Annotated in this window: 21 protein-coding genes; 16 read left to right on the top strand and 5 right to left on the bottom strand. The window is 62.7% G+C overall.

Annotated features, from left to right (window positions below):
* Window positions 1-41 precede the first annotated feature (41 nt).
* The 12 genes from AC3WWH_RS27770 (at window position 42) to AC3WWH_RS27825 (ending at window position 16,625) form a co-directional block, all read left to right on the top strand.
* Window positions 42-1,115 (top strand): LacI family DNA-binding transcriptional regulator, encoded by a 1,074-nt coding sequence (locus tag AC3WWH_RS27770; protein ID WP_058322620.1) that lies wholly within the window; start codon window positions 42-44, stop codon window positions 1,113-1,115.
* Between the two features lie 19 nt (window positions 1,116-1,134).
* Window positions 1,135-1,881, top strand: a complete 747-nt coding sequence (locus AC3WWH_RS27775) for a transporter substrate-binding domain-containing protein (protein WP_057251726.1) — start codon at window positions 1,135-1,137, stop codon at window positions 1,879-1,881.
* Window positions 1,882-1,961: 80 nt separating this feature from the next.
* Window positions 1,962-3,617 carry an amino acid ABC transporter permease gene (locus AC3WWH_RS27780; RefSeq protein WP_113398474.1) on the top strand — a complete coding sequence of 552 codons (1,656 nt, stop codon included), beginning with the start codon at window positions 1,962-1,964 and terminating at the stop codon, window positions 3,615-3,617.
* Between the two features lie 10 nt (window positions 3,618-3,627).
* Window positions 3,628-4,290 (top strand): SDR family oxidoreductase, encoded by a 663-nt coding sequence (locus AC3WWH_RS27785; protein ID WP_113398475.1) that lies wholly within the window; start codon window positions 3,628-3,630, stop codon window positions 4,288-4,290.
* 13 nt (window positions 4,291-4,303) lie between these two features.
* Window positions 4,304-7,336, top strand: coding sequence for an aminotransferase class III-fold pyridoxal phosphate-dependent enzyme (locus AC3WWH_RS27790; protein WP_058322617.1), 3,033 nt, complete (start codon window positions 4,304-4,306; stop codon window positions 7,334-7,336).
* Between the two features lie 195 nt (window positions 7,337-7,531).
* Window positions 7,532-8,680 carry a sn-glycerol-3-phosphate ABC transporter ATP-binding protein UgpC gene (locus AC3WWH_RS27795; RefSeq protein ID WP_113398476.1) on the top strand — a complete coding sequence of 383 codons (1,149 nt, stop codon included), beginning with the start codon at window positions 7,532-7,534 and terminating at the stop codon, window positions 8,678-8,680.
* A 20-nt stretch (window positions 8,681-8,700) separates the two neighbouring features.
* Window positions 8,701-9,930 carry an ABC transporter substrate-binding protein gene (locus AC3WWH_RS27800; RefSeq protein WP_113398477.1) on the top strand — a complete coding sequence of 410 codons (1,230 nt, stop codon included), beginning with the start codon at window positions 8,701-8,703 and terminating at the stop codon, window positions 9,928-9,930.
* A gap of 19 nt (window positions 9,931-9,949) precedes the next feature.
* Window positions 9,950-10,906 (top strand): carbohydrate ABC transporter permease, encoded by a 957-nt coding sequence (locus AC3WWH_RS27805; RefSeq protein ID WP_058322614.1) that lies wholly within the window; start codon window positions 9,950-9,952, stop codon window positions 10,904-10,906.
* A complete protein-coding gene (locus AC3WWH_RS27810; protein ID WP_058322613.1) occupies window positions 10,899-11,711 on the top strand; it encodes a carbohydrate ABC transporter permease in 813 nt (270 codons plus the stop codon). Before AC3WWH_RS27805 ends, AC3WWH_RS27810 begins: the two co-directional genes overlap by 8 nt.
* 4 nt (window positions 11,712-11,715) lie before the next feature.
* On the top strand, window positions 11,716-13,422 hold the full coding sequence (locus AC3WWH_RS27815) for an amylo-alpha-1,6-glucosidase (RefSeq protein ID WP_492377338.1): 1,707 nt from the start codon (window positions 11,716-11,718) through the stop codon (window positions 13,420-13,422).
* 29 nt (window positions 13,423-13,451) lie between these two features.
* A complete protein-coding gene (locus AC3WWH_RS27820) occupies window positions 13,452-14,486 on the top strand; it encodes a LacI family DNA-binding transcriptional regulator (protein WP_058322611.1) in 1,035 nt (344 codons plus the stop codon).
* A gap of 126 nt (window positions 14,487-14,612) precedes the next feature.
* Window positions 14,613-16,625 carry a beta-galactosidase gene (locus AC3WWH_RS27825; RefSeq protein WP_492377339.1) on the top strand — a complete coding sequence of 671 codons (2,013 nt, stop codon included), beginning with the start codon at window positions 14,613-14,615 and terminating at the stop codon, window positions 16,623-16,625.
* 93 nt (window positions 16,626-16,718) lie between these two features.
* Here the strand turns inward: AC3WWH_RS27825 and pcaF are convergent, their stop codons facing one another.
* Genes pcaF through AC3WWH_RS27840 form a run of 3 tightly spaced genes read right to left on the bottom strand, consistent with a single transcriptional unit; the run spans window position 16,719 to window position 19,579 of the window.
* On the bottom strand, window positions 16,719-17,924 hold the full coding sequence (pcaF, locus tag AC3WWH_RS27830) for a 3-oxoadipyl-CoA thiolase (RefSeq protein WP_058322609.1): 1,206 nt from the start codon (window positions 17,922-17,924) through the stop codon (window positions 16,719-16,721).
* Complete coding sequence (locus AC3WWH_RS27835) at window positions 17,924-18,706, bottom strand: CoA-transferase subunit beta (RefSeq protein WP_058322608.1); 783 nt, start codon at window positions 18,704-18,706, stop codon at window positions 17,924-17,926. The genes pcaF and AC3WWH_RS27835 overlap by 1 nt, the downstream gene beginning before the upstream one ends.
* Before the next feature lie 12 nt (window positions 18,707-18,718).
* Window positions 18,719-19,579 carry a CoA transferase subunit A gene (locus AC3WWH_RS27840; RefSeq protein ID WP_058322607.1) on the bottom strand — a complete coding sequence of 287 codons (861 nt, stop codon included), beginning with the start codon at window positions 19,577-19,579 and terminating at the stop codon, window positions 18,719-18,721.
* A gap of 176 nt (window positions 19,580-19,755) precedes the next feature.
* Here AC3WWH_RS27840 and AC3WWH_RS27845 point away from each other — a divergent pair, with 176 nt between their 5' ends.
* Together AC3WWH_RS27845 and AC3WWH_RS27850 are read left to right on the top strand one after the other, a co-directional pair.
* On the top strand, window positions 19,756-20,511 hold the full coding sequence (locus AC3WWH_RS27845; RefSeq protein ID WP_058322606.1) for an IclR family transcriptional regulator: 756 nt from the start codon (window positions 19,756-19,758) through the stop codon (window positions 20,509-20,511).
* Between the two features lie 89 nt (window positions 20,512-20,600).
* Window positions 20,601-21,263: a sulfite oxidase-like oxidoreductase gene (locus AC3WWH_RS27850; protein WP_492377340.1), complete on the top strand. Its 663-nt coding sequence runs from the start codon at window positions 20,601-20,603 to the stop codon at window positions 21,261-21,263.
* On the opposite strand, the gene AC3WWH_RS27855 is transcribed toward AC3WWH_RS27850, so the two are convergent.
* A complete protein-coding gene (locus tag AC3WWH_RS27855) occupies window positions 21,248-21,475 on the bottom strand; it encodes a hypothetical protein (RefSeq protein ID WP_492377341.1) in 228 nt (75 codons plus the stop codon). The two genes, AC3WWH_RS27850 and AC3WWH_RS27855, sit on opposite strands and share 16 nt — an antisense overlap.
* Before the next feature lie 279 nt (window positions 21,476-21,754).
* Here AC3WWH_RS27855 and AC3WWH_RS27860 point away from each other — a divergent pair, with 279 nt between their 5' ends.
* Window positions 21,755-22,066 (top strand): hypothetical protein, encoded by a 312-nt coding sequence (locus AC3WWH_RS27860; protein WP_156433110.1) that lies wholly within the window; start codon window positions 21,755-21,757, stop codon window positions 22,064-22,066.
* A complete protein-coding gene (gene olsE, locus AC3WWH_RS27865; protein WP_113398481.1) occupies window positions 22,066-23,007 on the top strand; it encodes an ornithine lipid hydroxylase OlsE in 942 nt (313 codons plus the stop codon). Before AC3WWH_RS27860 ends, olsE begins: the two co-directional genes overlap by 1 nt.
* Window positions 23,008-23,056: 49 nt before the next feature.
* Here the strand turns inward: olsE and AC3WWH_RS27870 are convergent, their stop codons facing one another.
* Window positions 23,057-24,505 carry an NCS1 family nucleobase:cation symporter-1 gene (locus AC3WWH_RS27870; protein WP_058322602.1) on the bottom strand — a complete coding sequence of 483 codons (1,449 nt, stop codon included), beginning with the start codon at window positions 24,503-24,505 and terminating at the stop codon, window positions 23,057-23,059.
* Window positions 24,506-24,526 lie beyond the last annotated feature (21 nt).

Genomic DNA, 24,526 nt, shown 5'->3' on the forward strand with positions numbered 1-24,526 from the left:
ACCTCTAATCTCCAGGAGAAGGCCGGGGCTTGGGAGGGTGCATGGCGACTGAGATCCACAGGGCGCGGCGCGCACCGACGCCAACGATAAAGACCTTGGCCGAGATGACGGGCTATTCCATCGCCACGATCTCGAAGGCGCTGCGCGAATCTCCCGTGGTCGCCCCGGCGACAAGAGACATCATCTACAAGGCAGCACGCGAGGTCGGTTACCAGGCCAATGCGCGCGGCATGGCGCTTCGCACAGGCAAGAGTTTTCAAGCCGCCGTGCTGATGCCGGTCACTGCCGCGCGTGACTATGAGTGGGACGGCGTCGAGTATACCCAGACCCTGAGCGGCATCAGCCAGGCGCTCGATGGCACGGACTATCGCATGTCGGTGCATGTCATCCGCGATGCGGCCGATGGAGCCGAAGCCGCGCGCCGGATCGTCGATCAGGGACTGGCCGACGGTCTGATTTTCTCCGGTATTCTCGCCGAAGACCCGCGCATCGATCTGCTCGTCGCCGAGCAGTTTCCCTTCGTCTCGATGGGGCGTTGCCGCAAGGATCTCTCTTACGCCCATGTCGATATCGACAACGAATGGGCGGCCCATGCGGCAACCGCGCGGTTGATCGCCGGTGGCCACCGGCGGATCGCGCTCGTCAATCCGGAGCGGCGGTTTTCCTATGCGCTCGACAGGATCGATGGCTTTTCCAGGGCGTTCCGTGAGGCGGGCCTGGATGCGCCGGTGGAGTTGATCGCCGAGGGCGATCTTTCGACGCATTTCGGCCGACAGACAGTGATCGATTTCCAGCAGTTCGACGACGCCCCGACGGCGTTTGTTTGCATCAACGAATCCACCACGCTCGGTGTGCTCTCCGGGCTTGGCAGTCTCGGGCGCCAGGTCGGCGTCGATGTCGACGTCATTGCCTATGACGACATCAACGTCAGTGCCTATTTCACGCCGCCGATCACCACCTTTTACCAGCCGATCGAGGTGCTCGGACGCACACTCGGACAATTCCTGCTGCGCCTTATGGAGGGTGAGGACCCCACGGCGTTCCGGCAGGTCTTTAGGCCGACGTTGATCGCACGGCAGCCCGACAATCTCGGCGGCCGTCTGGTCCAAAGTTAATCATCCAAGGAGGAGAACCATGAAAAAACTGATGATTGCCCTGGCTGTAGCAGCTCTTGCTTCGAGCGTGTCTCACGCTGCCGATCTCGGCGGCAAACTGCTGAAGGTCGGCTCCGACACGACCTCGCCACCGATGGAGAGCATCGATCCGGCGACCGGACAGGTCGTCGGCTTCGATGTCGATGTGGTCAACGCCGTCTGCGCCAAGATCAACTGCCAGGCCGAATTCGTCACGACCGGCTGGGACGGCATCTTCGCAGCCCTCGACCAGGGCAGCTTCGACCTCGTCGCGTCGGGCGTCTCGATCACCGAGGAGCGCAAGAAGGCGATGGATTTCTCGGATCCCTACATCGTCAACAGCCAGGCGGTGCTGATGCGCGTTGAAGACCAGGGCATCACGCTCGACCGCTTCAAGGACGCCGGCAGAAAGCTTTCCGCCCAGGCGAACACGACAGATGCCCAGGTTGCCGAGGGTGTCGTCGGCAAGGAGAACGTCGCCGCCTACGATACCTTCAGCGCCGCGATCATCGCGCTCAAGAACAAGGACGTCGACGGCGTCGTCATCAACGGCGCCAATGCGGCCGCCTACGAACGCGAATTCGCCGGTGAGCTCGTCGTTGCGATCAAGGACCTCGAATCCGACCCGCTCGGTCTCGTCTTCCGCAAGGGCGATGAAAACGTCGCGGCCTTCAATGAGGGCCTGAAGATGATCAAGGACGACGGCACGCTCGACCAGCTCGTCAACAAATACTGGGGCCTCAAGTAAGCTCACAATGCCGATCGGACCCGGAGCGCGTGCTCGCGCTCCGGGTCTTCCGTCTGTCTACTATGCCCCCGGAGGAATGAATGTCGTTCCTGAGAAGCGTGCGTCCGAGCAATCTCATCATCCTGACCGCGCTGCCCTTCATCATCTATCTCTTCATTTCCTCCGGCGACTACCAGCGCTCGCTGCGGGCGATCCTCGGCGTCGAAAACGGCTCATCGGCCTTCGTGCCGGGCTTTCTGGCGCTGGCGATCGCGTTTGCGTCAGGGATCGCTTTGCTCGTTTTCTCGCGCGCCAAGGCGCCGCGTCCGCGACTGGCCAATGTCGCAGCCGTGCTCAATCTTGCCGCGGCGGCCGTCCTCGTCATCGGCCACAACATCCATCCCTTCGTCGCATCCGTCGTTGCCAACGGTGTCGATCCGTTCAAGTCGACACTGATCGCCAAGGGCGTGACGCCACGGCAATTGACCGAGGCGGCCGATCTGATGGTGCGTGGCGTCGAAGCGTGGTTGTTCCCATTTTATTTCGCGGTTACCGTGATCGGCCTCGGCCTTTTCTTCCTGAGCAAACGTTCAGGCTCAGCGCCTGACGACCGGGTGCGGCGCCTTGCCCGCTGGATCATTGGTCTGGTCAACGGCGCGGGCCTCGTGTTCGTCTTCTTCTTCGCCCACATCGCATTTGCCGCAGGCGTCGCGACCACCATCCGTGCGGCGATAGCGGCCTACATCCTGGCAGCGCTCATGGGCCTTGTCTGGGTCGGGTTGCTGCAACTCAGATCGACGGTCAGGACCAGCCTCTACTTCGCCATTGCTACGCTGGTGCTGGCGCTGGCCGCGGGCTGGTTCCTGCTGCAGCCGCGGGACACTTACGTGCTCGCCGGCACGCTCGCGGGCAAGGTCGGGATCGTCACCAACACGCCTGCGGGCCTGATCAGCGCCGTGCGCTTCGGCCAGTATGACGGCGCGCCGCAATCGGAGACCCCGGTGCGCACCTTTGTCGGCCCGACCGAGGCACTTGCCTCGATCGCTAAGGGCGAAGGCGTTTCGGCGGCATTGCTGCCGGCAGCCTCCGCGCCAGCCGACATGCCCGTGCTCTGGCAGACCGAAGCACTGAACGATCGCGATCGGGCAGCGGGTGTCACAGTTGCCGTGCTTGCCATCATTCTTGGCCTGCTCACCTTCGGCGGCTACCTGCATCAGCGCCACCCGCTGGCGATCGGTTCGGAATTCATCGTGGATACGATCCGCGGCATCCCCATGCTGGTGATCGTGCTCTATGTCGGCCTGCCCTTGAGCGGCGCGCTCAAGGATGCGACCCAAGGCGTGCTCGACCCGCCGAACCTGATGCGCGGCATCGTCGCCATGGCGCTTGCCTACTCGGCCTATCTCGCCGAAATCTTCCGCTCAGGCATCAATGCCATTCCCGTCGGTCAGGTCGAGGCGGCGCGCAGCATCGGCCTCAACCGCTGGCAGACGGCACGCCTCGTCGTGCTGCCGCAGGCCTTCCGCATCATCATTCCGCCGCTCGGCAACGAACTGATCGCCATCCTCAAGGACACGTCGCTGCTGTCGATCCTGTCGATCCGCGACATCACCCAACGCATGCGCGAGTTCCAGTCGGCGAGCTTCCTGCCGTTCGCACCCTATAACTCGGCTGCAATCTTCTACATCTTCCTGACGCTGGCGGCGGCCAGCCTGGTCAACATGATCGAGCGGAAATATGACATCAAGCACCGCTAGACATCCGACCGTGCTGATTACAGGCACTTCCCGCGGGCTCGGGGCAGAACTGGCGCGGATCTACGCCGAGGATGGCTGGCGCGTCATCGCCTGCCAGCGCGGTGCCGTTCCGGCCGAAGGCGTGGTCGACCGGCTACCGCTCGATGTCGCCGATCCCGCCTCGATCGATGCTCTGGGGCAAGCGCTCCAGGGCGTGGCGATCGACCTGCTGATCAACAATGCCGCGGTGCGCGGCGATACCGGCGGTCTGGATACGCTGAAGCCGGACGGCTTTCTCGACGTTATGCGGGTGAATGCGCTGGCGCCGCTGCTGGTGACGCGGGCGCTCCTTGCGAACCTGCGTGCCGGCGCGCGGCGCGTCGTCGCCAATATCAGCAGCCGCGCCGGCTCACTCGCCGAGGGCACGCTCGACGACGACGACGGCGACTACGCTTATCGCTGCTCGAAGGCGGCGCTGAACATGGCGACGGTCAAGCTCGCCCAGGATCTGAAGGGCGACGGGATTTCGGTGCTGTCGCTGCATCCCGGCTGGGTGCAGACGGACATGGGCGGCAGCGACGCCGTCGTTTCCGTCGCGTCCAGTGCGGCCGGGCTGAAGGCGATCATCGACAGGGCAGATTTGGCCGATAGCGGCAGTTTTCGCGCCTTTGACAGGCGGCAGGTTTCGTGGTGACAGGACAGAGAAAATGGCAGAGAGAGATTTGAGAACCGAGCCGGAATTGGCGACGATCCGCGCCTGGCTCAGCGACACCTACGGCATCGAGGCGAGCCTCTCGCCGCTGCCGGGCGAGCACGATCTCAACTACCGGGTCTCGGCCGCCGATGGCCAGGAGTTCCTGCTGAAGCTGCACGCGACCGGCGACGCCGACGAGCTCGACATGCAGGTGGCGGTGCTGGAACATCTTGCCGCCAAGGCATCCGATCTGTCGGTCTCGCGCGCGTTTCGCGATCGCTCCGGCGCCGTCACCAGCAAGATCGAGCTTCGCGGCCCGCGCACGGCACGGCTACTCTCCTGGCTCCCGGGCGATATCTGGGCGAAAGCGCCGATACGCAACGCCGCCAGTGCCGAAAGCCTCGGCCGCCTGCTGGCAGGCCTCGACCGCAGCCTCGAAGGCTTTTCCCATGCCGGCGCCAAGCGGCTCTATGCCTGGGATATCGGCCGGGCCGACATGCATCGCAAGCACGTGGAGTTGATCGACGGCACCGACAAGCGTGCGGCAGTCGCCGCGATCCTAGATCATTTTGCGTCAACGGTGCTGCCGCGCCTGGCGGCCTGCCCGATGCAGGTCATTCACAACGACGCCAACGACTACAATGTGCTGCTCGACGGCCAAGGCCAGGTCAGTGGTCTGCTCGACTTCGGCGACATGGTCGAGACCTGGCGCGTTATCGAAATCGCGGTCGCCGCGGCCTATGCGCTGATTGGATCGGCCGATCCGGTCGGAACCATCGCTGCACTTGCCGGTGCTTATCATCAGGTCAACCGCTTGAGTGAAGTCGAAGTCGAGCTGGTCTTCGATCTGGTGCTTACCCGCTACGCCGTCAGCATGTGCCTGGCGGCCAAGCAGATCCGCGACAACCCCGAGAATACCTACCTGCTCGTCAGCCAGGAGGATGTCTGGCGCGAACTGAAGCGTCTGCGGAGCGAGAACCGGGCGATCGCCATTGCCCGCATCCGCGATGCCTGCGGTTTGGCGCCGCTTCCACATGCGGCCGCGGTCGTCCGTTGGCTCGAGAAGAACGCGCATGATTTTGCACCGATCGTTCGGCCCGGCGTCGCCAGGCCGAAGGTCGCTGTCTTCGATTTCTCCGCCTCCGGACCGGAGGCGGAGAAATGGGCGAGCCTCGATGCCGCAGAAGCCGAGGCGCGCATAGCCGCGCAGATCGGCAGCGAGTGCGCAGCTTTCGGCATCGGGCTTTATGGCGAGGACCGCAGCATCTACCAGGGCGACGCCTACGAAACATCCGTGCAAGGTGCGCGTCGCTCGGTGCATCTCGGTGTCGATATCTTCGCGCCGGCAGGAGAGCCGGTTTCGGCACCCTTTGCCGGTAAGGTCGCCTTCATTCACGACGACGCCGTCCCCTACGGTTTCGGCCCGACCGTGCTGCTCGAGCATGAGATCGATGGTGGCGTACGGTTCTGGACGCTCTACGGGCATCTTTCGCGCGAAAGCGTCGCAAGCCTCTCTATGGGGCAGGCGATCGCCAAGGGCGAGGTCTTCACCACCTTCGGCGCGGCTGAGGAAAATGGCAACTGGGCGCCGCATCTGCATTTTCAGATCGTCACCGATCATCTCGGCCTCGGCGGCCAGATGCACGGCGTCGGCGTGCGAGACCAGTGGCAGGTGTGGCGCGAAGTGAGCCCGGACCCGAGCGTGGTGCTTGGCCTCTCAGTGCCAGTTTCGGTGATCGTGCAGCGCGACAAGGAATTCCTGGTGCGCGAGCGTCACCGCCGCATCGGCCGGTCGCTCAGCATCGCCTACAGCTCAGCACCCCTGAAAATTGTCGGCGGCGAGGGCGCGCACCTGATCGACGAGGAGGGCACGCGCTGGCTCGACATGGTCAACAATGTCTGCCACGTCGGCCATTGCCATCCGCGCGTCGTCAAGGCGGCGCAGACGCAGATGCAGAAACTCAACACCAATTCGCGCTACCTGCACGATTCGCTGGTCGAATATTCCCGTCGGCTTGCCGCGCAGTTCCCTGATCCCTTGAGCGTCTGCTTCTTCGTCAATTCCGGCAGCGAGGCGAACGATCTCGCGATCCGGCTTGCGCGTGCCTATACCGGCAATCGGGACATCATCACGGTCGATCATGCCTATCACGGCCATCTGTCGAGCCTGATCGACGTCAGCCCCTACAAGTTCGCCGGCAAGGGCGGGGAAGGGCAGGCGGCGCATGTGAAGGTCGCGGAGATGCCGGATCTCTATCGCGGGCGTTATCGCTACGGTGATGAGCACGCGGGCCGCAAATATGCCGAGGACGTGCGCAGCCAGGTCGCAGAGCTTGCCGCCGATGGCCGCCGTCCGGCGCTGTTCTTCAGCGAGGGGATCCTCGGAACCGGCGGACAACTGTCGCTGCCGGAAGGTTATCTTCGCGAAGCCTATGCCCATGTGCGCGCAGCCGGCGGCCTCTGCCTTGCCGACGAGGTGCAGGTGGGCTTCGGCCGCGTCGGAAGCCATATGTGGGCGCACGAGCTGCAGGGTGTTACACCCGACATCGTCACCATGGGCAAGCCGATCGGCAACGGCCACCCGATGGCAGCCGTCGTCACGACAGAGGCGATCGCCGCCTCGTTTGCCAACGGCATGGAGTACTTCAACACCTTCGGCGGCAATCCGGTTTCTGCCGAAATCGGCCTTGCCGTGCTCGACGTCATCCGCGACGAGCGACTGATGCATCATTGCCGGGTCGTCGGCGACCGGCTGATGGACGGCGCGCGGGCGCTTGCCGGAAAACATGCGATCATCGGCGATGTCAGGGGCCATGGCCTCTTCAACGGCATCGAACTGGTGCGCGATCGCCAGACGCTGGAGCCGGCAGCCCGCGAACTCGATTTCGTCATTGCCGAGATGAAGCGCAAGCACCGCATTCTGCTCAGCAGCGAGGGGCCGCACCACAATGTACTGAAGGTGAAGCCGCCGGCGCCCTTCAGCGCCGAGGATTGCGACTATTTCCTCAACGCGCTCGATGAAACGCTCGGACGTCTAAGCGCCTGAGATAAAAGATCAAAAACGGCCGTCCCCCGAGCGGCCTTTTTTTATTGCTCACGGCCTTCAACAGCAAAATCGGATCGATACGAATTTCCCCTTTACAACAAAGTTAAACGTTTTTATCGTGCATATAAACGTTTAACTAAGCGCATAGCTCGTGCCGGTGGCCTTTGCTAAGCGCTTGCCGGCAGGGAGGGCCCGTTGGCAGCGATCCGTATCGAAAATTTGCGCAAAGGCTTTGGTTCGCTCGAAGTCTTGAAGGGTATCAACCTCGATATCGCCGACGGCGAGTTCGTCTGCTTCCTCGGTCCATCCGGCTGCGGTAAGAGCACGCTGCTGCGCTCGATCGCCGGTCTTGAGGATCTGGACGGCGGCTCGATCCGTCTTGGCGATCGCGACATAACCGAGGTGGCCTCGGCCAAGCGCGACATCGCCATGGTCTTCCAGAACTATGCGCTCTACCCGCACATGAATGTGCGCAAGAACCTGTCCTTCGGCCTCGCGCTGAACGGCATGAAGCGGGACGAGATCGATCGCCGTGTCGACAATGCCGCCGACATCCTGCGCATCAAGGAACTGCTTGCCCGCAAGCCGCGCCAGCTCTCGGGCGGTCAGCGCCAGCGCGTGGCGATCGGTCGTGCGATCGTGCGCGAGCCAAAACTCTTCCTGCTCGACGAGCCGCTGTCGAACCTCGATGCCGGCCTGCGCGTCACCATGCGCGTTGAACTTGCAGCACTGCACGAGCGTCTCGGCGTGACGATGATCTACGTGACCCATGACCAGGTCGAGGCGATGACGCTCTCCGACCGTGTCGTTGTGCTCGACAAGGGCAAGGTCAGCCAGTTCGGTACGCCGCTGGAGCTCTTCTATCAGCCGGCCAACCTGTTCGTCGCCGGTTTCATCGGCTCGCCGCGCATGAACTTCATCACGACCGAAGTCACCGGGCAGGTCGATACGTCAGTGACGCTCAATGGCGGTGGTCTCGCCCATCCGCTGACGCTCGAGATGCCGGCGGCAGCGCCGATCGCCAAGGCGAAGTCGGTGACGCTCGGCATTCGCCCGGACAAAATCGAGCTGGTCTCGGCTGAAGAGGGCCATCTCGTCGGCGACGTGCGTCTGGTCGAGCGGCTCGGCACCGAGAGCCACGTCCATATCAGCCTGCAGAATGGCAGCGACATGACCGCTGTCGTGCGTGGTACGCACCCGGTCTCCGCCCGCGAGCGCGTGTATCTGCGCCTGCCGGCCGAGCATTGCCATCTGTTTGATGGCGACGGCCAGGCGGTCGCGCGGCGGCTCGATGTCGAGACGCAGGCGCTCATCAATCAGGAAAAGGCAAAACGGGTCGCGTAACCCGAATGAGGAGGAGAAGCATGCTCAACAGGAAGTCGATCATCGGCTCGCTGATGGTTCTGGCCATGGCCGGAACCGCGACGGCCCGCGCGGAAGAGACCTTGCGCTTTGCGACCTGGGACACGGACGAAAGCCTGGCGATCCAGCAGGAAATCGCCAAGAAGTTCGAAGAAAAGCACCCGGGCGTGAAGGTCCAGGTCGAACCCTATGCGGACGGCTACGATCAGAAGCTGATCGCCGCCTTCGGCGCCGGCAACCCGCCTGACGTCATGTATATGTGGAACTTCCCGCAGTACTACACATCGCTGAAGCCGCTCGATGATCTGATCGCCAAGGATGCGGCCGAGCTGAAGCCCGACGATTTTCCGAAGGGCCTGATGAACACTGTTCGTGTCGAAGGCAAGACTTACGGGATGCCGTCGGGCTTCACCACCCAGGTGGTGTTCTACAACAAGGACATGTTCGCCAAGGCCGGCGTCGAGGAGCCGAAGGACGGCTGGACCTGGGACGACCTGCGCGCCAAGGCGGCAAAGTTCCGCGATGAGCCGAACAAGGTCTATGGCTTTGCCGTCGACGCCAAGCCCGATCCCTATGACTTCGAGCAGTTCCTCTGGTCGAACGGTACCAAATACATCTCCGACGACGGCAAAAAGATCGACGGCTACATGAACAGCGATGCCGCCGCTCAGGTGCTCGACATGTTCGGCAACATGGCCAAGAAGCAGGAAGCGATCACGCTGAACCTCGGCGACGACACAACCGGCAGCACCCTGTTCAAGGGCGGCAAGATCGCCATGTTCCAGAGCGCCATGTGGTCGAAGTCCGGCATCGATGCTTCAGGCATCAAGTATGGCGTCGCGCCGCTGCCGAAGTTCGGCGACAAGACCGCCCATTCCGCACTCGGCGTCTCGGCGATCTCGATCGCCAAGGACGCGGCCCACCCGGATCTCGCCTGGGAATTCGTCAAGTTCTTCTCCTCGCCGGAAGCCGTCGCCATGCGCGTCAACGACCTGCCGGTGCGCACCAGCGTTGCGGAAGAAAAGGGCATGACCAAGGACCCGATCTACAAGCCCTTCTTCGACATTCTCGCCACCTCGAACATCGAGACCCACGCGTTCCTGAAGAACGCCAACTGGGGCAAGGTCCAGGACAATCTCGCCCGCGCCATCGAAGCGACGATGATCGACCAGGGCAATGCCAAGCAGCATCTCGACGATGCGGTCAACCGCTCGAAGCGTCTGATGAAGTAAGAAAAGGGAGTACGGGGAGATGGATATGACCTATGCCGGCGCAGAGCCAAAGGTGGCAAGGCGCAAGCGCTCCGCCATCGCGCGCTATGCAGCGCCCTATCTGTTCATCTCCCCGTGGATCCTCGGGTTCCTGTTCTTTACGCTCGGCCCGCTCGTCTTCTCGCTGACGATGAGCTTCTACGACTGGCCGGTCGTCGGTGAACGCAGCTTCGTCGGGCTCGAAAACTATCGTTCCATGCTGTTCGAGGACCCGCAGTTCTGGGAGAGCCTCTGGATCACGGTGAAGTTCGCGGCGATCTACGTGCCGTTCAATATCGTCATGTCGTTCCTTTTGGCGCTGATGCTGCATCACATCACCTTTGCCAGCGGCTTCTTCCGCACCGCCTTCTATCTGCCGAGCGTCATTTCCGGCGTCGCGCTGGTGACGATCTGGAGCTGGATTTACAGCAGGGAATACGGCCTTCTGAACTTCATGCTGTCCTTCGTCGGCATCGAGGGGCCGAACTGGCTCGGCGATCCGAACCTTGCGATCGTCGCCATCATCATCGCCAGCCTCTGGGGCCTTGGCGGCACCATGCTGATCCTTCTTACCGGCCTGAAAGCCATCCCGAAGGAACTATACGAGGCGGCGACCGTCTCCGGCGTTCCCGGCTGGGCGCAGATGGTGTTCATCACCTTGCCGATGCTCGGGCCGATGCTGCTCTTCACCTTCATCACCTCGATCATCTCGGCCTTCCAGCAGCTGACGATCGCGCTTCTCCTGACCAAGGGCGGACCGCTCGGCTCCACCTATTTCTTCGCCATGTACATCTACGACAACGCCTTCAAATATTTCGACATGGGCTACGCCGCCGCCGGCTCCTGGGTGATGTTCATCATCGTGCTCATGCTCAGCCTCGGCGTCATGCGCTGGTCGGCCGCCTGGGTCTATTACGAAGGCGAAGTTCGCCAGAACGATGGAGAGAACAATGCGTAAGACGCTGCTCTATTCCGCGCTCATCCTGCTCTCGGCGCTGTTCATCGCGCCGTTCTACTGGACCTTCATGACGGCGATCAAAAGCACCGCCGAGCTTTACCAGTTCCCGCCGGTCTTCTGGCCGTCCGAATGGCATTGGGAGAACTTTGCCGCCGCCTGGAACAAGCAGCCATTCGGCACCTACCTCACCAACTCACTGATCGTCGTGGTGCTGTCGACGATCGGCCAGCTCATTTCCTCGTCGCTGGTTGCCTATGGTTTTGCCCGCTTCCGCTTTCCCGGTCGCGATCCGCTGTTCATCCTGCTGCTCGCCACCATGATGATCCCGTGGGACGTAAAGATGATCCCGCTCTATATGGAGTTCAACCTGCTCGGCTGGATCAACACGCTGAAGCCCTTGATCGTGCCCGCCTACTTTGCCGACGCATTCTTCGTCTTCCTGCTGCGCCAGTACATCATGACCGTACCGATGGAGATCGACGAGGCCGCGCGCATGGATGGCGCCAACGCCTTCGACATCTACTGGCGCATCCATCTGCCGCTGATGATGCCGGCGCTGGTGCTGGTCGGAACCTTCCACTTCATGAACGCCTGGAACGACTATCTCGGCCCGTTGATCTTCCTCAACGACCAGTCGAAGTACACGCTGACGCTCGGCCTCTCGATGTTCAAGGGCCTGCACGAGGTGGACGTGACGTCGATTGCCGCAATCACCGTCATCCTCTGCCTGCCGCCGCTCGCGCTCTTCTTCGTCGCCCAGCGCTACATCATGGATGGCGCGGTCGGATCGTCGGTGAAGGGATAACGGCATGCTGTTCGATATCGACTTCGTGCCCTTCAGCCGCAGGGGCCGGTTCCTGACGCTCTCGATGATGCGGGTGCCCGGCCATGACGGTGAGCGCGCGCTTTATCTGCGCCACGTGGCCGGCGGCGACGAACGGACGTCGCTCGGCCGCCTCTGCCGTGTCGAATTTCTCGATGCGGCAGGCGAAACCGTGACGCCCGTATTCGTGCTTTCGCCGGAACGGCTCGACGCCCGCGTCGGCGAAGGCGAGATCACCTTCGTCATCGGTGAAGGGGAAAGGCTGCACGTCGCCGGCAAAAAGACCGGCGTGCGCTTCCATCTTGAAGGATCGCGCTACGACTATGTCTACCGCACGCCCAAGGGCGAGGATTGCCTGGTGGCCGCGGTCGAGAACGTCAAGTTCATCCCGCGGGCGATTGCTGGCGAGCTGAAGGTCACCGGCGCCTGGCAGCGCGATCATTCGGAAGACGTGTCCTTCGCCTTCTCTGGTGACGGAGCCTTCGAGGGCAATGTCGATTTCTTCCGCACCGTACCGCCTGTTGATCGGCCCGGCCGTTTCGCCGAGGCTCTTTCGGGTGCTGTTGCCGAATTTGCCGAATGGTACGCGCGCGTTCCGAAGGGTGTTCAAGGTCAGGACGAGGCGCATCGTCTCGCAAGCTATCTGCTCTGGGCAAACGGCGTGCCCGTCGGCGGCGCGCTGACGCGGCCGGCGATCTACATGTCCAAGAACCACATGATCAACATCTGGAGCTGGGACAACGCCTTTTCCGCCCTCGGCGTTGCGGCCTTCGATCAGGATCTCGCCTTCGACCAGTTGGCAGTGATCTTCGACCATCAGGACGCCTCCGGCCTGCTGCCGGACTATATCAACGACCGCGACGTGCTCTTCGCCTTTACCAAGCCGCCGGTGCACGGCTGGGCAGTGTCGCTGATCGCTGCCGCCGACCCGTCTTTCCTGACGACGGAGCGCAAGAGTTGTCTGCGTGATGCCATCGGCCGCCAGGTCGACTACTGGCTGACTCATGGCCGCAAGGATGCGGCGAGCCTGCCGTCCTATTTCCACGGCAACGACAGCGGCTGGGACAACGCCACCTTCTTTGCTGAGGGCGGCCCTGTGATCTCGCCGGATCTACCTGTTTTCCTGATCCTTGCCTGCGAGACGCTCACGGCCCTCTTGGAAGACGACGCGGAGCGTCAGGCGATGTGGCGCCGCAAGGCGGATGAGCTGCAGACCATGTTGTTCGAACGTCTGTGGACCGGCGAGACTTTTGGCGCGCGGCTTGCCGTCGATCCGGAGCGGATCCTGCCGGGAGACAACCTCATCCAGTTCATGCCGCTGCTCTTGGGCGCGCGGCTGACGCCCGACATGCGCGAAAAGCTCGTCGCGCGGCTTGTTTCGGGCGGTTTCATCACCGAATGGGGACCGGCGACGGAGAGCCCGCTCAGTTCCTTCTACGAGGACGACGGATATTGGCGCGGGCCGATCTGGGCGCCGACCACGCTGCTTCTCTGGGACGGTCTTCGCCGGCAAGGGCAGATTGAACTTGCGCATGAAGTCGCGGAAAAGTTCTGTTCACTTGCCAGCAAAAGCGGTATGGCCGAAAACTTCGATGCGCGCTCGGGGAGGGGCCTTCGCGATCGGGCATTCGCCTGGACATCCGCAGTCTATCTTCAGCTGGCGGCATCGCTCAGCCGACCCAAATCATCGTGATCTAGCAACCCGTGACAAGTCGAGACGCCATGCAGAGACCGACGATCAAGACCATCGCGCAGGAGACGGGGCTTTCCATCGCCACCGTGTCCAAGGCCCTGAAGCATTCGCCTCAGGTTCGCCCGGAGACGCGCGCGATCGTGATCGAGGCGGCTGAACGCGTCGGCTATGAACTCAACATGCATGGCGTGCAGTTGCGCACCGGCAAGACCTACCAGGTCGCCGCGATCATGACGGCGCCGGGCCCGAAACAGAACGAATGGGAAGGCGTCGAATACGCCCAGCTCCTGAGCGGCATTTCCTGGGCGCTGGAAGACAGTCCCTATCGCGTCTCGCTCTATGCCGTCCGCAATTTCGAGGAAAGCCAGGCGGTCATCAAGCAGATCGTGTCGCTGAAGAAGGCCGACGGCATCATCATCTCTGGCACCCGCGCCGACGATCCGCGCATCCGCACCATGCAGGCGGCGGACTTTCCTTTCGTCACCTACGGCACCAGCATCCACAATGCGCCGCACGCCTACGTCGACGCGGACAACGAGCAGATGATCCGGGTGGCGATGGCACGCCTGGTCGAGCGCGGCCATCGCCGTATCGCGCTGCTCAACCCGCTCTCGGACCTGAGCTATGGCATCACCCGGCTCGAAGCTTACAGGCGTTCCCTTGAAGTCGCTGGCCTTCCCTATGATCCGGCCCTCATTGCCCATGGCCGGCTGACGCCGGCCTTCGGGCGCGAAAACGTGCTGACGATGTCGGAGCTCAGCAATGCGCCGACCGCCTATATCTGCGCCAATGAAGCCTCGGCGCTCGGCGCCTTCTCCGGCTTTCACGAGCGCGGGCTAGTGCATGGGCGTGATGCGGTGATCAATGCCACCGACGACCTCAATGTCAGCCAGTATTTCGCGCCGCCGATCACCACCTATTACCTGCCGATCAGCGAACCGAGCAGCCTGCTCGGTGCCTATATCCTGAGGCGCATGGAGGGCGAGCCGCCGGAGGCGCTGCAGACGCTCCTGATGCCAAACCTCATCGAACGCTGCGACGATCGCTTGAACCCGAACCGTTGACGAACTTTTCGCCCGATTAGGGCGCCCTTTCATGTTCTTGAATATAAACGTTTATATCTAAGACGAGACAGACAAAACCCGAGGCTGGAACCAACCGGCCGAATGAAATGACGAAGGACCGGACCCGTGCACATGCCCCTGACGAGATCAAACCGCTTCAACGCCAAAGAGCAGCAGACCGACATGCTGGAACTCGGCGTCTGCTACTATCCGGAGCAGTGGCCGCGCGCGAAGTGGGGAGAGGATGCGCGCCGCATGGTCGAGCTCGGGCTTGCCTGGGTGCGCATCGGTGAATTCGCCTGGGCGAAGATCGAGCCCCGGTCGGGCGAGTTCCATTGGGAATGGCTCGACGAGGCGATCGAGGTGCTCGGCAATGCCGGCCTTAAGGTCATTCTGGGCACGCCGACCGCCGCACCGCCGAAGTGGCTGATCGACCGCTATCCGGATATCCTGCCCGTCGACGTCAAGGGCGTGGTGCGCAAGTTCGGTGCCCGCCGACACTACTGCTTCTCCAGCCGCCGTTACCGCATCGAGGCAGCGCGCATTTCCGAAGCCATGGCCGAGCGCTACGGCAAAAGCACCTTCGTGCATGCCTGGCAGACCGACAACGAGTACGGCGACCACGACACGATCTACAGCTATTCCGACGAGGCGCTGCGCGCCTTCCGCAAATGGTTGGCGGAGCGTTACGGCACGGTCGAGGAACTGAATCGGGCTTGGGGCACGGCCTTCTGGGCGATGAACTATCTGAGCTTCGACGAAGTCGAACTTCCCAACAATCTCGTCGAAGAACCGAGCCCGACTCATATCGTCGACTACATCCGCTTCTCCTCCGACCAGGTGAAGAGTTTCAACAAGGCGCAGGTCGACATCATCCGCAAGCACTCGCCGGGCCGCCCGGTGACGCACAACTTCATGTCGCAGAACACCGACTTCGATCACTACAAGGTCGGCGAGGACATCGATATCGCCTCCTGGGACGTCTATCCGATGGGTGGACTGCTCAACGGCCGTCTCTCCTCGGAAGACAAGGGACGCTACCTCCGTGTCGGCGATCCGGACCAGCCGGCCTTCAACCACGACCTTTACCGCGCCGTCGGCAACGGTCGCGTTTGGGTGATGGAGCAGCAGCCGGGCCCGGTGAACTGGGCTTCGCACAACCAGTCGCCGGCAGACGGCATGGTCCGCCTCTGGACCTGGCTCGCCTATGCCCATGGCGTCGACATGGTCTCCTATTTCCGCTGGCGTCAGGTGCCGTTCGCGCAGGAGCAGTTCCATGCGGGTCTGCTCCTGCCGAACAGCGAGGCGGACCAGGGCTATCTCGAAGTGGCGCAGGTCGCAGAGGAGATGAAGCGTCTGCCGAAGGGCGAACGCCGCGAGAAGGCCAAGGTCGCGATCGTGCTCGACTACAATTCGCGCTGGGCGACCCGTGCGCTGCCACAGGGCCGCACCTATCTGGCGTCGCAGATTGCTCTCGACTGGTATTCGACCGTTGCCCGCTTCGGCGTCGATGTCGACATCATCGGCCAGCACTCGGATCTCGATGGCTACCAGCTGGTGCTGGCGCCCGACTTGGTCATCCCGGATCAGGCCTTCGTCGAAAAGCTTGCTGCGTCGGGCGCCAAGGTCCTGTTCGGGCCGCGCAGCGGCAGCAAGACCGAGGACATGCATATCCCCGAAGGTCTGCCGCCGGGTCCGCTTGCCTCGCTGATCGACCTGAGCGTCGCCCGCGTCGAATCCCTGCCGGAGTTCCACGCCGAAAGTGTGCTCTATGGCAACGAGACCTATCCGGCCGGTGTCTGGCGCGAGACGGTCAGGTCAAGCGAAGCCGTGCTTGCGACCTTCGAGGGCGACTATCGCAACGGTGCGCCGGCGCTCGTCGGCAACGACAAGGTGCGCTATCTCGCAACCGGCGCGCGGGGCGAATTCTTGAGCAAGGTAATCGGCGATGCATTAGGCTGGGCTTCGGTCGAGGCGCTCGCGGATCTGGGAGATCTGCGCATCACCCGCCGCGGCAAGCTCAGCTTTGCCTTCAACTACGGCAAGACGGCCGTTGATGTACCGGCGCCGGCCGGCGCAACGTTCCATGTTGGCGGCCGCAAGCTCGGTCCCGTCGACGTTGCGATCTGGTCGGAATGATTGGGAGCGCCTGCCCTCCAATCCGGTTGATTGAAAGAGAAGAGCCCGGCCGTTGAACGGCCGGGCTCTTCTCTTTTGATAGTTCGGACGGGCCTAGACCCGCTCCAAAGCCACGGCAATGCCTTGGCCGACGCCAATGCACATGGTGGACAGCGAATAGCGCCCGCCGGTCTCATGGAGTTCGAGCGCCGCCGTGCCGGTGATGCGGGCGCCGGACATGCCGAGCGGATGGCCGAGTGCGATGGCGCCGCCGTTGCGATTGACGCGCGCATCGTCGTCGGCGATGCCGAGATCGCGCAGCACGGCAAGGCCCTGCGAAGCGAAGGCTTCGTTCAGTTCGATGACGTCGAAACGCGCCTGCTTCAGGCCGAGGCGCGCCATCAGCTTCTTCGATGCGGGGGCCGGGCCCATGCCCATGATGCGCGGCGGTACGCCGGCGGTCGCGCCGCCCAGAATGCGGGCGATCGGTCGCAGCCCATATTTCTTCACTGCGGCTTCCGACGCGATGATCAGGGCGGTCGCGCCATCGTTGACGCCGGAGGCGTTGCCGGCCGTCACCGTACCGCCTTCCTTCTTGAAGGGCGTGCCGAGCTTGGCGAGCGCCTCCATCGTCGTTGCGCGCGGGTGCTCGTCGCGGTCGACGACGACAGGCTCGCCCTTGCGCTGCGGGATCGTCACCGAGACGATTTCCTTCGCCAGCCGACCGTTCGCTTGCGCTGCGGCGGCCTTGGCCTGGCTGCGGACGGCAAAGGCGTCCTGGTCTTCGCGGCCGACGCGAAAATCCGCCGCGACGTTCTCGCCAGTCTCGGGCATCGAGTCGACGCCGTACTGCTTCTTCATGAGCGGGTTGACAAAGCGCCAGCCGATGGTGGTGTCGTAGATCTCGGCGTTGCGCGAGAAGGCGGCATCTGCCTTCGGCATGACGAAGGGTGCACGCGACATGCTCTCGACACCGCCAGCGACCATCAGTTCGGCTTCGCCGGATTTGATTGCCCGCGCCGCAGCGATCACCGCATCCATGCCGGAACCGCAGAGCCGGTTGATCGTCGTGCCGGATACGCCGACCGGCAGGCCAGCCAGAAGCAGCGACATGCGCGCGACGTTGCGGTTGTCCTCGCCCGCCTGGTTGGCGCAGCCGAAGATTACGTCATCGACCGCGTCCCAGTCGACATCGGTGTTGCGTTCGAGGAGTGCCTTGAGTGGGATCGCGCCGAGGTCGTCGGCTCGCACCGAGGAGAGTGAACCGCCGAAGCGGCCGATCGGGGTGCGGATGTAGTCGCAGATGAAAGCCTCGGCCATTACGCAGCCTCCTTGTCGCCCTGATGCGCCTTCTTGGTGCGGGCATTGATGTCACGAAGGGTTGTCAGCTCCAGTTCCGTCGGCGCTGGCGTCTCGATCACATGATCGGCGAACTTGATCGCCCAGCCGCAGTTCTCGACGATCTGCTCGCGGGTCACGCCCGGGTGGATCGAAACGACCGTCAGTTCTTTCGTCTCGGGATCCGGTTCCAGGATGCAGAGATCGGTGATGACGCGGGTCGGCCCCTTGGTCTTCATGCCGAGCCGCTCGCGATGGTTGCCGCCTTCGCCATGGCCCATGGAGGTGATGAACGGCAGCTTCTCGACGAAGCCGCGCTTCGACAGCGCCATGGTGATGAAGATGCGGCCGCAATTGGAGGCGATCTCCGGTGCGCCGCCGCCACCCGGCAGACGGACCTTCGGATGGTCGTAAGGGCCGACGACCGTGGTGTTGAGGTTGGCGAACCTGTCGATCTGGGCGCCGCCGAGGAAGCCGGTGGTGATGCGGCCGCCCTGCAGCCAGTAGCGGAACATCTCCGGCACGGAGACGGTGAAAAGGGCTGTGTCACAGAGTTCACCGTCGCCGATCGAAAGCGGCAGCACATCCGGCTTGGTTCCGACCGTGCCGCTCTCGTAGATCAGCGTGATATCCGGCGCATGCGTCAGCCGCGCGACGTTGCAGGCGGCAGAAGGCGCGCCGATCCCGACGAAGCAGACATCGTCATTGGAGAGCGCCCGCGCGGCGGCAATGGTCATCATTTCGGTGGGGGTGAAGTCGCTCATCCTATCCTCCCTTTAGGCCGCTCTTGCCGGCTTGCTGCCGGCATGCTTGGCGAAGTCTTCCGGCTTGGCGTCGAGCACGTTTTCCTTGATCCAGGCGGTGAAGCTGTCGCGGTCGCGCGCGATCTCGTCCCAGCCGATGTAGAAGGCGTTGGAGCGCGAGTAGTAGCCGTGCGCATAGGATGGGAAGGCGCCGCCCGGAACTTGGGCAACAGATGTAACCGCCCAACTCGGGAGCACGAGGGAGTTGGGGGATGGCGGGTTGAGTTCGTCGACGATCTCCTCGACCGTGACGATCGAGCGCTTGGCCGCGAGAACGGCTTCTTTCTGCACGCCGACGATGCCTTCGATCAGCACGTTGCCCTTTTTATCGGCGCGCTGGGCGTGAATGATCGTCACATCCGGGCGGATCGCCGGCACGGCGGCGAGCACTTCGCCGGTGAAGGGGCAGGTGACCGACTTGATGTTGGGGTTCACTTTCGGCAGGTCCGCGCCGATGTAACCGCGCAGCGTCGCGAAGGGCAGGTTGGCGGCGCCGGCCTCATAGGCGTTGGCCATGGCCGCATGGGAGTGTTCCTCTATCTCCAGCGGCCGCGGCCACTGGTTTTCGACCGCGTCGCGGAAGCGGTGCAGCGAGCCGACGCCGGGATTGCCGCCCCAGGAAAATTTCATGCCGCGCGCCGCGCCCACGCCGATCAGCTGGTCGTAGAGAATGTCGGGCGTCATGCGCACGAGATAGAGGTCCTTGCGGCCCTGGCGGATCACCTCATGGCCCGCGGCATAGGGGATCAGATGGGTGAAGCCTTCCATGGCGACGGTATCGCCATCCCTGACATTGTCGCCGACGGCCTCGGCGAGCGAAACGATCTTCGCCATGTTTCCTCTCTTCGCTGCTGTTTGTTGCGCCTGCGGCCTGTCGGGCGGCGGGGCGGCTTGCTCTCTTCCGCATGCCAATAAGCGCCGATCGAACCGAACCGTCAAATATTTTGTGCGATATTTGACTTTTGTTCGTATATCGCACAAAATGCGATGGATAAACCGAGGGATGAAAGATGCGAGAGACGGATTTCGTCAGCGGCTTTGCACGGGGGCTGACGGTGATCGAAGCCTTCGACGAAACACGTCCGAAGCTGTCGATCGCCGAGGCGTCGAAGATCACGGGTCTCGACCGGGCGACCGTCAGACGGTCGCTTCTGACGCTCTCCGAGCTCGGTTATGCCGACTACGACGGCAAGTTCTTCGCGCTGACGCCAAAGATCCTGCGGTTGGGCCATGCCTATCTCTCGGCGACGCCGCTCCCGACAATCATACAGCCCTATCTCGACCAGCTTTCGGACCGCGCCGGGCAGAGCGCTTCGGCCTCGGTGCTCGATGGTACCGAAATCGTCTATATTGCCCGGGCCTCGCAAAAGCGGGTGATGTCGATCAACCTGACGACCGGTTCGCGTCTGCCGGCCTATTGCGCGTCGATGGGGCGCGTGTGGCTCGCGGCACTGCCGGAGCACGAGGCGCGCGAGATCCTGGCGCGCTCGAACCTGAAGGCGAACACGCCCCATACGAAAACCGATCCGGAGGACTTGATCGCCGAGCTTCGTCGGGTGCGCGATCAGGGCTATGCCCTCATCGATCAGGAACTGGAACTTGGCCTCTGCTCCATCGCCGTCCCGCTCGAGAACGACCGCGGCCGGATCGTTGCGGCGCTGAACATCGGTGCGCCGGCCGCGCACATAGCCGCAGCGGAGATGGTGGAGCGTTACCTGCCGCTGCTCAAGGAAACGCAAGCTGCCTTGCGCTTGGTCCTGAGATAGCAACTTCGCGCTCCTGCGCTTGACGTTCTGCAGCAGCGCCCTTCTTATTTCCGCTTGGCGAGTGAATTCGGGCCGGGGAGTAACGATTCATGACCGACGACACGCATCCGCCGGAAACCAAACTCACGACGACGAAGCGACGCTGGGCCGCAGACGGCAAGTTCCTGACCGGACGGATCGCCCGGCCGGAAGACGAACGCCTGCCGCCCGGCCAGCACCTGGTCAAGGATTGGCCAGTGCTCGACCTCGGCCAGCAACCGATCATTCGGACGGAAAGCTGGCGGCTCGATGTTACCGGCCTTGTCGAGCATCCTTTGTCGCTCGGCTGGCCCGCCTTCAAGGTGCTGCCGCAAAGCGACAGGCTCTCGGACATGCACTGCGTCACCACCTGGTCGCGCTATGACAACCGCTGGCAGGGTGTCGCGACCCGCGACCTGCTGGATCATGTGATGCCGAAGCCCGAGGCGAGCCACGTCATGCTGACGAGCTATGACGGCTACACCACCAACCTGCCGCTTGAAGACTTCGCGTCCGAGGATGCGATCCTCGCGACGGACTGGGAGGGGCAGCCGATCAGCCGCACCCATGGCGGACCGATGCGGCTCGTCGTTCCGCATCTCTATCTGTGGAAGAGCGCCAAATGGCTCACGCGGATTGATTTTCGCGCTGGTGATGCCGCCGGGTTCTGGGAGAAGAACGGCTATCACATGCGCGGCGACCCGTGGCGCGAGGAGCGTTATTCGGACGACTGAGAGCGTGGCCCACCCTGACCTCGATGCTTGGGAGCCATGAGGAGCCCTGCCAGCTGGTAGCGCCCGACGAGGTCGATCGCCGCCTGAATGGATGGTCCGTCCCCATATTGGCCGAGCGTGTCGGCAATGGTGTCGATGGTTCGAGTAAAGGTGCGCTCCAGCACGAAGGGCATCAGCGGCGACAGCGCTGCCTCGCCCTGTATTTCGGTCATGTATCGCCACGCAAGCCGGGTCATCGCACGGACCATCACGCCTCTGACGTGGGCATAATGGGTGCCTTCGGACCCGCGAAGCAAGGTGAGGACGACGAGCCGCTGTTCGATCCAGACGCCAGCAAGGCGCGCGCGTGCTCCGAGCCCCGGCATCTGCCGTCAGTCAATGAAGGGTTGCTTCGGGACGCATCAGGTTGCATCCTCCGGCTTCCCGCAATGCTCGTGTAATCCGCTCCCCCCAAAGTTCGGCAATAACGTTTCAAACAAGGACGGTTGTCGATGCGGTTGGTCGTCTTGCCAATGTGGATGCTGCTGTTCGGCGCGGGTTCGGGGCATGCCGACGACAAAGGACTGTGGATTGCGGACGATCCGCAACGCACAGCACAGCACCTGTACGATCCCTGTCGTGATGGTCGTCTAAGTGACGGAAAGCCACGCACTTGTGCCGAGATCAGGCGCATGTATGGCGGCAAGAGATGGGGCGATTGGCCGGAGCCGGACCTTCGCCTGGATGCATGTTCGGATGGGCGCGTCAGTGATGGCCGTCCGCGCACATGCCGCGAGTTGCTGGAATGGATGGAGCGTCATTGATGATTTCAGAGCGCCTCCGCGCCCTTTCGAAGGCCAGGTATCTGCTAAAGCTTATACTGCGATATCTGTCCTGGCCTTTGGTGTTCTTCTCTGGACTGTTGGGTTCTCATTTTGCCTTCGCAAGCACCCACCCGATGATCGCCTTCGCGACGGTCTATGCCGCCGCGGTCTTCTTCCTCTTCCTTCTCGAACGCTACATCCCCTACGAGCGACGCTGGTTGTTGTCGGATGGCGAGGCGGTGAACGATATCGGACATACGCTGGCGACGAAGGGGTTGCTGCAACTGGCAGGCTTGGTCGCCGCCGTCTTCCCCATGTATGCCGCCAACATCCTGCAGCCGCTTGCCGCGCTGAAGTTTGGATTGTGGCCCTCGGATTGGCCGATGGTGGTTCAGGTGGCGTTGGCAGTGGTGATTGCCGAACTGGGACTCTACTGGGCGCACCGCATTGCCCATGAAAAACTGTTCTTCTGGCGCTTCCACGCCCTGCACCACAGTGTCGTCCGGCTGTGGGTCATCAATACCGGCCGCTTCCATGTTGCCGATTCGCTCTTCAAGCTCGCGATGAGCCAGATCCCGCTCTATTGCCTCGGTGCGCCGCTCCACGTTTTCTGGTGGCTTGGGGCGGTTACGGCCTTCATGGGCATCCTCACCCATTGCAACGTCGATATGCGCACCGGCATTTTCGATTTCGTCTTCAGCACGCCGCGCCTTCACCGCTGGCATCATTCGAAGGACCTTCGCGAAGGCAACATGAACTACGGCGAAAACGTCGTGATCTGGGATTTGATCTTCAGGACCTACTACAACCCCAACCGTCCATCCTCGATCGATATCGGCATCAAGGGACAGATCGCACCGGGATTTCTAAAGCAACTGGCTCAGCCCTTCACCAAAGAAGGTGTCCGCCAAATTCTCGGCCGCCCAAGCCGAGGCTCGTGATGGCGCGGATGCCGTACCCGATCGTCCGACCGGGTACGGCATTGAACGACTAGGAGGCAAAGGCCGGCTTGCGTGCGCCGATCCTTAAGACGTAGTAGATCGCCCCACCGATCGCGACGCCGAAAAACCAGCCGTAGGTTCCCCACCAGGCCGGCAGGATGTTCGTGAACGTCGGCAGGATCGACGAAAACAGCGCCCCAATCGCAAAGGCGATGAAGGCGCTGCCATGCCATCCGCCCTGGAAGCGGAATTCGCCATCCTCGTGGTAGAGCGCCTCGACGTCGAGCTGGCCCCTGCGGATGAGGTAGTAATCGACCATCATCACTCCGAAGATCGGCCCCATCGTCGAGCCGATGAAGTTGACGAAATGGGCCGCACCCGTTTCCCACGGTGCGAACGGATAGAGGATGAGAGCGATGAGGGCCGCGATGTAGCCGCCGCGCTTGAAGTTGATCTGCCGCGGGAAGACGTTGGCGAAGTCAAAGGCCGGGGACACGAAGTTTGCCACGACGTTGATGCCGAGGGTGGCGACCGCGAAGGTGAGCGCTGCAAGCAGAGCCAGGAACCAGCTGTCGAACTTTGCCGAAATCTGGTCCGGATGCAGCAGCACTTCGCCATAGACGGCAAAGGCCGCCGTCGTCGTCACGCCGGCGACCAGGCAGAAGGCGAGCAGGTTGATCGGCAGGCCCCAGAGATTGCCCTTGCGCAGCGTCTTTACATCCGTCGCGTAGCGCGAGAAGTCGCAGAAGTTCAGGTAGAGCGCGGCGAAATAGGTGATCCAGGTGGCAGCGACCGCCGCGAGTGCCGGGAAGGTGCCTGGTTCCCAGGGAACGCCCGCGTCCTTGGTCTTCTCGATGAGGACGTCGCGCGGGATTTCCGAGCCGAAGGAGAAGGTTCCCGATTTGACGACGAGATAGACGGCGAGGATCAGCATCATGACCCAGACCGCAGGGCCTGCCCAATCCTGGAATTTGCGAACGGTCTCCATGCCGCGCTGGATGATCAGCAGCTGCAGCGACCAGACGACGACGTAGCAGATGACCTCAAGCGTCGAATGGCCGAGCATGTGGCTGTTCTGGTGGAAGGCCAGCATGCCTTCGTTGCGGATGAGAAGGGCGACGATTGCGCCGGACGCGGCGGCCGTCTGTGCGCCGTACCAGAAGCAGGCGACGACCGCGCGTACGAGTGCCGGGACGTTGGCGCCGAACGTGCCGAAGGAGGCGCGCGCGAGCACGGGGAAGGGCACGCCGGTGCGCACGCCCGCATTTCCGACGAGGCTCATCAGGAAGAAGATCACCAGCGATCCGATGCCGATCGCGATGACGAAGTTCACGAAGCTGCCGCAGAGCAGAAACAGGCTTGCTGCGAGGTAATAGCCCCACAGGCTATGCACGTCGGATGTCCACACATTGAAGATGCTGAAAGCGCCCCACCGGCGTTCCTCGGCCGGTGCCAGATCCTCGTTATACAACGAGGGCGACGGATCGCGTACTGCCATGTCTTCCTCCGTATATCCTCC

Source organism: Ensifer sp. EB106-03-01-XG145 (assembly GCF_058792075.1).

Excerpts from the sequence above, each read along its gene's own strand:
- AC3WWH_RS27835 (WP_058322608.1), bottom strand. The coding sequence starts at position 18,706 with ATGAGCGACTTCACCCCCACCGAAATGATGACCATTGCCGCCGCGCGG.
- AC3WWH_RS27810 (WP_058322613.1), top strand. The coding sequence starts at position 10,899 with ATGCGTAAGACGCTGCTCTATTCCGCGCTCATCCTGCTCTCGGCGCTG.
- AC3WWH_RS27840 (WP_058322607.1), bottom strand. The coding sequence starts at position 19,579 with ATGGCGAAGATCGTTTCGCTCGCCGAGGCCGTCGGCGACAATGTCAGG.
- olsE (WP_113398481.1), top strand. The coding sequence starts at position 22,066 with ATGATTTCAGAGCGCCTCCGCGCCCTTTCGAAGGCCAGGTATCTGCTA.
- AC3WWH_RS27815 (WP_492377338.1), top strand. The coding sequence starts at position 11,716 with ATGCTGTTCGATATCGACTTCGTGCCCTTCAGCCGCAGGGGCCGGTTC.
- AC3WWH_RS27870 (WP_058322602.1), bottom strand. The coding sequence starts at position 24,505 with ATGGCAGTACGCGATCCGTCGCCCTCGTTGTATAACGAGGATCTGGCA.
- AC3WWH_RS27845 (WP_058322606.1), top strand. The coding sequence starts at position 19,756 with ATGCGAGAGACGGATTTCGTCAGCGGCTTTGCACGGGGGCTGACGGTG.
- AC3WWH_RS27855 (WP_492377341.1), bottom strand. The coding sequence starts at position 21,475 with ATGACCGAAATACAGGGCGAGGCAGCGCTGTCGCCGCTGATGCCCTTC.
- AC3WWH_RS27790 (WP_058322617.1), top strand. The coding sequence starts at position 4,304 with ATGGCAGAGAGAGATTTGAGAACCGAGCCGGAATTGGCGACGATCCGC.
- AC3WWH_RS27850 (WP_492377340.1), top strand. The coding sequence starts at position 20,601 with ATGACCGACGACACGCATCCGCCGGAAACCAAACTCACGACGACGAAG.
- AC3WWH_RS27780 (WP_113398474.1), top strand. The coding sequence starts at position 1,962 with ATGTCGTTCCTGAGAAGCGTGCGTCCGAGCAATCTCATCATCCTGACC.
- pcaF (WP_058322609.1), bottom strand. The coding sequence starts at position 17,924 with ATGGCCGAGGCTTTCATCTGCGACTACATCCGCACCCCGATCGGCCGC.
- AC3WWH_RS27805 (WP_058322614.1), top strand. The coding sequence starts at position 9,950 with ATGGATATGACCTATGCCGGCGCAGAGCCAAAGGTGGCAAGGCGCAAG.
- AC3WWH_RS27860 (WP_156433110.1), top strand. The coding sequence starts at position 21,755 with ATGCGGTTGGTCGTCTTGCCAATGTGGATGCTGCTGTTCGGCGCGGGT.
- AC3WWH_RS27770 (WP_058322620.1), top strand. The coding sequence starts at position 42 with ATGGCGACTGAGATCCACAGGGCGCGGCGCGCACCGACGCCAACGATA.
- AC3WWH_RS27800 (WP_113398477.1), top strand. The coding sequence starts at position 8,701 with ATGCTCAACAGGAAGTCGATCATCGGCTCGCTGATGGTTCTGGCCATG.
- AC3WWH_RS27820 (WP_058322611.1), top strand. The coding sequence starts at position 13,452 with ATGCAGAGACCGACGATCAAGACCATCGCGCAGGAGACGGGGCTTTCC.
- AC3WWH_RS27775 (WP_057251726.1), top strand. The coding sequence starts at position 1,135 with ATGAAAAAACTGATGATTGCCCTGGCTGTAGCAGCTCTTGCTTCGAGC.